3 protein-coding genes and 1 pseudogene are annotated in these 4,371 nt (G+C 46.9%); all 4 read left to right on the top strand.

Translation table 11 applies throughout. The features are described 5' to 3' along the window. Positions 1–312: pseudogene (locus P5683_RS23115) on the top strand (zinc ribbon domain-containing protein); the annotation flags it as partial. Positions 313–372: 60 nt separating this feature from the next. Further along, positions 373–1,041: a cytochrome b6 gene (petB, locus tag P5683_RS23110; RefSeq protein WP_006616443.1), complete on the top strand. Its 669-nt coding sequence runs from the start codon at positions 373–375 to the stop codon at positions 1,039–1,041. 129 nt (positions 1,042–1,170) lie between these two features. Further along, positions 1,171–1,653, top strand: a complete 483-nt coding sequence (gene petD, locus P5683_RS23105; RefSeq protein WP_006625735.1) for a cytochrome b6-f complex subunit IV — start codon at positions 1,171–1,173, stop codon at positions 1,651–1,653. Between the two features lie 45 nt (positions 1,654–1,698). Further along, complete coding sequence (locus P5683_RS23100; RefSeq protein WP_006669162.1) at positions 1,699–4,248, top strand: glycosyltransferase family 39 protein; 2,550 nt, start codon at positions 1,699–1,701, stop codon at positions 4,246–4,248. Positions 4,249–4,371: the final 123 nt, after the last annotated feature.

Here is a 4,371-nt window from a genome sequence, read left to right as displayed (position 1 = left end):
ACGCGCCATGCTGACATGGGCGCATTATCGATTCAAACTAACCCTGAGACATCAAGGGGAAATAACTGAACAGTTGTAGATGTGACCGAAGAATACACCAGCAAAACCTGTACTCACTGTGGTCATGTCCATTCCCAGCTAGGTGGCTCAAAAGTGTTCCGATGTCCTGAGTGCGGGTTCACTCTACCCAGGGACTGGAACGGTGCTTTTGGAATCTTTCTAAAAGCTTTGCGGGATACCGCCTCTGTTACCTTAACGGGTAATAGTGCTATCGTCGCATTGTCCGGGAACAACCGGAAAAATGTCGCGTAAATGTATCAGTTCAGACCTAACAACCAAGGCAGCAATTAATATTTTAGGAATCCTAGCTTCATGTTCTCAAAGGAAATCACCGAATCAAAAACCTACAAGTGGTTTGACGAAAGGCTAGATGTCCAAGCGATATCCGACGACATCACTAGCAAATACGTCCCTCCCCACGTAAATATCTTCTACTGTCTGGGTGGGATCACCCTAGTTTGCTTCTTAATCCAGTTTGCTACTGGGTTTGCGATGACCTTCTATTATAAGCCGACCGTCGCCGAAGCATTTACCTCTGTTCAGTACATCATGACAGAAGTAAGTTTCGGTTGGCTGATTCGCTCTATCCATCGCTGGTCTGCCAGTATGATGGTATTAATGATGATCCTGCACGTTTTCCGGGTTTACCTAACTGGCGGTTTCAAAAAGCCACGGGAACTCACCTGGGTAACAGGGGTAGTTATGGCAGTGATCACAGTTTCCTTTGGCGTAACTGGATATTCTCTTCCCTGGGATCAAATCGGCTATTGGGCGGTTAAAATTGTGTCTGGGGTTCCCGAAGCTATCCCCATTGTAGGTTCAACCATTGTTGAATTGATGCGGGGTGGTGCTGCAGTAGGGCAACCCACTCTCAGCCGTTTCTACAGCCTGCATACCTTCGTTTTACCCTGGTTGATTGCAGTATTCATGTTGCTGCACTTCCTGATGATCCGTAAACAAGGTATTTCAGGACCCCTCTAAAGTCTGCCTAAATCTTAAACCATCAGACGGGAGTAGCTTTTGCTACCCCGATGGTGGCAGAGCCGAATCATAATGGATAATTAGAACATATCCATTTGATCTCAAAATATTAAGGAGAGCGATCTTACCATGTCAGTAATGAAAAAGCCGGATCTCAGTGATCCAGTCTTGAGAGCGAAAATCGCTAAAGGTATGGGCCATAACTACTATGGTGAACCAGCTTGGCCTAATGATCTGCTATATGTTTTCCCGGTAGTTATCGTTGGAACTTTTGCGCTAATCGTTGGTTTGGCAGTCCTTGACCCTGCTATGATGGGAGAACCTGCCGATCCTTTTGCGACTCCCCTGGAAATTCTGCCAGAGTGGTACTTCTGGCCGGTGTTCCAAATTCTGCGGGTAGTCCCCAACAAATTGTTAGGGGTGTTAATGATGGCTTCCATTCCCGTGGGTCTGTTGGTGGTTCCTTTCATTGAAAATGTCAATAAGTTTCAAAACCCCTTCCGTCGTCCTGTAGCTACAGCAATATTCCTATTCGGAACTTTTGTGACCCTGTGGCTGGGTATTGGCGCAACTTTCCCCATTGACAAGTCCTTCACTTTAGGCTTGTTCTAGTATAATTACATCGGAAATCGGGTTTCTTGGGCAATTGGGGCGAAGGTGTCTAATATTGTCTGGGAAACTCGGTTTAATTTTGATCAGGTTCAGAGTTATCGGGAGGGAAAGGTTATCGTTGAAGGGTCAAAAAAAATAACGGGTGCGATCGCCATTAGTATAATCTGGCTAATAGGAGCCATTAGCGATCGCCTTTGGTTTATCTTTGATCGGTCTGTACCAGCCTGGGACCCCGCCTATTACCTAACAGGAAGCCTGATCTACCGCCGCGCCTTCCAAGACCCCCAATGGTTTTCCGGTCAGTGGTGGGATTATATCTGGAACCTGTCAGCCAAAATTCCCCCCCTGGTATATATTCTCACCATTCCCTTTCAAAATATATTCGCTCCTAGTCCAGACACCGCCAACCTAGTACACCTGCTATTCAGTGCTATATTACTGGGGTCTGTTTACTGTATCGGATGCCAACTTTTTAACCGCCAAGTAGCTTTATGGGCGGCGGGTTTATGCTTATTACTCCCCGCATTATATCTATATCGTTTTGAATATCTCCTAGATTATCCGGTCACCGCCAGTGTCGCTTTCAGTTTTTTGCTGCTGACCATGTGGCGCAAATGTGAACAACCGCGTTATCAGTGGTTATGGGCGATCGCTGTAGGAATATCCGTAGGACTCGCATTTTTAGTCAAACAAACCACCGCCCTATTTTTGTTTGTTCCCCTGTTGTGGGTAACGGTGGGAACCCTAAAAAGACGGGACTGGGGAAGGTTTTTTCAAATGGCGATCGCTGGTTTGCTGTCCGTGTTAGTCTTCGGTCCGTGGCTGTCAAATACTTGGCTGTTAATGATCACATCAGTACAACGCGCCACCATATACGCCGCGCGCGCCGAAGGCGATCCACCCTTAACCGACCCAGAAGCCTGGACCTACTATCTAAGTCTCCTCCCCGATCATGTGTCCTGGCCGTTATTATTAGTTCCCATTGTCGGTTTTTTACTTTACCTAATTCGGTGGCGCAGCCTTCCCCCAGACACCCCGAAATCTGGTTTCGCCTGGTTAGCAGTATTTCTGGTGGGGGGATATTTACTCTGTTCCCTCAACCCCAATAAAGACTTCCGCTACAACTTCGCCCTATTACCCATGCTGTCAATTGTATTAGCTTGGGGACTCACACTCTGGCCGAAATGGTGGGGGATGAGAGTACGTTGGGGGACCATGGCTTTAGCCGTGTTGTTAATGATTTTAACTCTGTGGCCGGTGGGGGGAGTTCCCGGTCAACAATTCCGCAGCTTGCTAAGTCCGGGAAATACCCGCCATGCAGAAATAGGCGTTAACTGGCCTCACCCAGAAATTATCTCAACCATTTTGGCAGCCGAACCCTACCTACAGAATACCATCGGGGTTTTGCCTTCCACCGAAAATATCAATCAGCATAATATCGACTACTATGGCGCAATTAAAGATTTTCAGGTTTACGGTCGCCAGGTCGGTATTGCTTATGACGAAGTTTCTCAAGATGCTGGTTCCCTCTGTTGGTTTATCACCAAAACGGGAGATCAGGGTTCTGTCGATCGCATTAAAGAAGCCCAAACCTTGATGGTCACTGCGATCGCCCAAGGTCCTCAGTTCCCAGTTTATCGCAATTGGCTCCTACCAGATGGTAACACTTTAAACCTTCATCGTTGCACCCCCTCACCCGTCGAAGTTTCCCCCCGCGCCGATATTTCCGAGGTGGTGAATTTAGAGGCGGTAATTGTTCCTGAAAGCGCCCCCCCAGGGGTTCCTATTCCCATTACCTACATTTGGTCAGGTCCCCCACAGCAGCTTGAGTCAGGTTTGGTGTTATTGACTTGGACTGCATTAGATGATGACAATAATACCCAATGGTTCCACGATCGCGCCATAGGTTCAGGGCGGCTAGAATTACCAGAAGACACAGCCACAGGGTTCGAGGTAGTTGAACGCATGGCAATGCTACCCCCACCCGATGCTACACCCGGCAATTATACTCTGCAAGCCACCTATTTAAGCCGAGAAACCGGGGAAACCTTAGCGATCGCATCCCCCCCCATTACCCTGACTATTGACCCTAATGCAGCCGCCTTACCCGCCCCAGAATTGGATTTAATTACCCAACTTCAGCAACTAGCCCTCAAACTTCCCCAGGGTATACAGGGACTGGAGGTGATTTTTAATGAAATTCGTCGCATTAACCAATATGATCCAGTTCAGGACTATACCAAACAGGCTCAAAAAACCCTAGCCTATAGGTTAAACCAAGAACCCGATAATTTAAACCTAGCATATAGCCTAGCTTTAGCTTCCGTGTTAGAACAGGATGTAAATGGAGCGATCGCCGCTTTAGAAACAGTCACCAAACTCGATCCTAATAACCCCTTCGCCCATGCTTATCTCGCCTTTGTACACCTATATAATTTTAACGCCAGAGCAGCCGAAATCGCCCTACAACCAGCCTTAGCATTAAATCCTGAACAACCAGAGTTTTTAGTATTACGGGGGGTTTCTGCCCTCTTACAAGGGCGCTTTCTGCAAGCAAAACAGGACTTACAAGCATTAAGTTTAATTAATAATTAATAATTAATAATTAATAATTATTAATTGTAGGGGCGGGTTCTGTTGTCAATTCTCCATCCCCACGACCATCTTAATAAACCCGCCCTATGGTTCAGCTTAGAAACCCGGCTATAATTAATAATT

The organism is Limnospira sp. PMC 1279.21 (assembly GCF_032349615.1).
GTDB classification, from domain to species: Bacteria; Cyanobacteriota; Cyanobacteriia; order Cyanobacteriales; family Microcoleaceae; genus Limnospira; species Limnospira fusiformis.
The sequence above is the reverse complement of the archived record's forward strand: the minus strand, read 5'-3'. Positions and strand labels throughout refer to the sequence as shown.